The 2,723-nt window shown below is 57.7% G+C and carries 3 protein-coding genes; 2 read left to right on the forward strand and 1 reads right to left on the reverse strand.

What is annotated here, in order from left to right:
* The coding region (locus WCA53_RS00400; protein WP_423904056.1) for an ArsR/SmtB family transcription factor at positions 1-325 on the reverse strand (325 nt) is incomplete at its 3' end.
* A gap of 137 nt (positions 326-462) precedes the next feature.
* On the opposite strand from WCA53_RS00400, the gene WCA53_RS00405 reads away from it, so the two are divergent.
* Both WCA53_RS00405 and WCA53_RS00410 read left to right on the forward strand, forming a co-directional pair.
* Positions 463-846 carry a DUF732 domain-containing protein gene (locus tag WCA53_RS00405; RefSeq protein WP_423904061.1) on the forward strand — a complete coding sequence of 128 codons (384 nt, stop codon included), beginning with the start codon at positions 463-465 and terminating at the stop codon, positions 844-846.
* A gap of 413 nt (positions 847-1,259) precedes the next feature.
* On the forward strand, positions 1,260-2,567 hold the full coding sequence (locus tag WCA53_RS00410; RefSeq protein WP_423904064.1) for a hypothetical protein: 1,308 nt from the start codon (positions 1,260-1,262) through the stop codon (positions 2,565-2,567).
* The last annotated feature ends 156 nt before the right edge of the window (positions 2,568-2,723 follow it).

Consider the following 2,723-nt stretch of genomic DNA (forward strand, 5'->3'; position numbering starts at 1 on the left):
GCTGGACCAAGGTGAGCACATGGGGGTCGTCGACGGTGTAGATGTGGCGGCGGCCGTCTCGGCGTGCGCTGATCAGTCCGGCCAAGCGCAGCTTGCTCAGATGCTGGCTCATGGTGGCAACACCGACGCCGGTGCGTTCTGCCAGGGTGCTGACGTCGTGGACGTCTTGGGCGGCAAGCCATAGCACGTGTAGCCGTGTCGGGTTGGCTAGGAGTGTGAATGTGGCTGCGGCCGAGGCTAATTGGGGGCGGGTGGGTTCGTCGCGCGGAATCGCGCTTGTGGTTTCGGGTGGCCGTACGTTTCGGTTCGCCATGGCGGCATCCATTCTTACCTACTGGTGATGACGGGATTCGCCTTCTGAAACATTTTGACACTTGCGAACATGACGAAACGTCGGCAAAATGTAACTGTCCGTCGGCGAACTCGCCGAACTCCCACGCATCCAGATCGCGAGGCACAGAAATGACTTCTCTAATCAACGAGGCGGCCGCCGCGGTCGCCACCCCCCAAGTGCGTTCGCCCCGCCCGCTGCGATCACTCATCGCCGGCCTTGTCTTGGCGGTCGCGCCACTTAGCGTTATAGGAGTAGCGGCCCCGACCGCACACGCCGACTACGCGGTCGACAGCAGCAATTTCCACGGCGCGCTCTCTTCCAGGGGCATCACCTTCGCGTCCAGGCAAGCTGCGACCGCCGCCGGTCGTGAGGTCTGCGATGAACTTGATCAAGGTATGCAGGCGAGTGACGTCGCGAACAACGTGATGACACAGTCTGATTTGGACGGCTATCACGCCGGGTTTTTTGTCGGAGCCAGCATTGCAGCCTTTTGCCCACGCCATAGCCAGTAGAACCAACGACGTCAAGCGTGACCAAGTGACACGGTTTGAGTATTTAGTGACATCTAGGTGACGTCGCGCATGAGATGGTCTGCTTCGACAAGCTTTCAAACGACCAAGCGCATCCACAAGCAGTGAGCGCAGGCTGGTGCCGAAGCCGGCCATCTCATGCGGACGGCGAAAGTTCCCTAGCGGACCTTATATGCCTTGGTGCAGGGCCATAACTTCGCAGAGGTGTCCGCGATCGGCTCGTGGCCGCGCCGTACAAAACTTCGCCTTTAGTTTTCCGAGGTCTTGGGTCCGTAACGTCTATGCGGCCTGAAGTCTCAACCTACGCTCCGGTAATGGACTCGGAAACTCAGACGCCCGCAGCGAAGTCAGGCGCGAACGTCTCACGCAAGGTGCGTTGGCTTCTGGCCGTCACAATGGCCCTCGAGAGCTTGCTGGTCATTTACTTGACGGTGCGTGACTTCGCGCTGGCCGCAACCCTAACGGCAACGATTGGCTCGGTGACATTGCTGGCTATTTCCGGCGTTGGTGTCTGGGCGACGTATGCGACGTGTAAGCAACACGACGGCTGGCTAAGAGCAAGCTTTTTAGGCCAATTCTTCATTGCAGGCCTTGCGGTATACACAGTCGTGACCGATGTACGGAGTCCTCTTCCCCAGCTTTTCGTCGCAGGATTTGCATGCATCCTCGGTATCATCGCAATTTGCTGGGTCTTCTATTTACTCGGGCAGCGGGGTGGCGGCCCTCTCTCTGCGTGGTCGGCAACGATCGTAGCCCTTATTCCTGTTCTCGGCTTCGTGCAGTTTTGGCTGCAGACCGATTATCTGCCGCGAACCTCACTGCCATTGGTTGACGTCAACACTGACCTGACTTCAACGGGGAAGACAGGAGACATCGTTAACCTTGAGGCGAAAGTGACCATCAACAATCGCGGTTCAGTACCGGTGTATGTCGGTGCGACAGTGATGCGAGTCACGGCGTACCCTTGGCGGCCTCCTGGCACACCGACTCAGTTGCCGGACGCGATTCAATTCGCGCTTCCCGCATCCACCCCGTACAGGGATGACCCCTTGTCGATCGAACAGCGTAAAACGCTGTATGCGAACGACCTTCTCCCAGTCGGCTACTCGTTGGCTCCCGGTCAGTCGAACACCTACCGCAAAGTCGTCGATTTCGACTCTCACGAATGGAGACTAGCGCGTCTCGATGTAGACGGGATCTTTATGACGAGCCCGAACGTCGATGAAGTCTATACGTGCGCCGTTCCGCCGGGTGAAATTTGGTTTCACGACCCCGACCACCCCGACCGCACGCGCATACCGCCGCAGCAGTCGGCAGATGATCCCAAATTTCAGGAAGAGATCGTCAAACCTATCTATAAAAAGGTTCCCGGTGGCGTTCAACAATTTTTCTGCCGAGAAATCCGCCTCAAGCCGCAAAATGTGGTTCATGAGGTAGTCGGGGATAAAGTCAGGTTTGAAGTTTTGGCGATTTTCAACGATCCCACAAACCCAAGCCTCCAATACCCGGCACTACTACTGTGGCCGGGCGTCAACGGCAATTACTTTCTTAATTCGCGTCAATGGCAAAAGGTCTCCGCTGCAAACCCAACGCTCGTGTATAACAAAATTGGCGTCGAGTACAGTCCATCAGAGCAGTCAGCCACTCCCGGCGGCGGCACACCCTCGACTACCCAGCCGCCGCCGACTACCCAACCGCGGTAGCTGACCACGGATGATGAACCGGGGGCTAGCTAACTGTGCGGACCGTACGCCCTGACCTGCTCAAATCTGGTGGAGCTAAGGGTGTGTGAGTTCACGACATCGTTCACAGCTGTCTCGGGACATCGTTTACACCCGACGACAAGGGTTGAGCGATGG

This window comes from Caballeronia sp. (genome assembly GCF_049581465.1).
Taxonomy (GTDB): Bacteria; Pseudomonadota; Gammaproteobacteria; order Burkholderiales; family Burkholderiaceae; genus Caballeronia.

Excerpts from the sequence above, each read along its gene's own strand:
- WCA53_RS00405 (WP_423904061.1), top strand. The coding sequence starts at position 463 with ATGACTTCTCTAATCAACGAGGCGGCCGCCGCGGTCGCCACCCCCCAA.
- WCA53_RS00410 (WP_423904064.1), top strand. The coding sequence starts at position 1,260 with ATGGCCCTCGAGAGCTTGCTGGTCATTTACTTGACGGTGCGTGACTTC.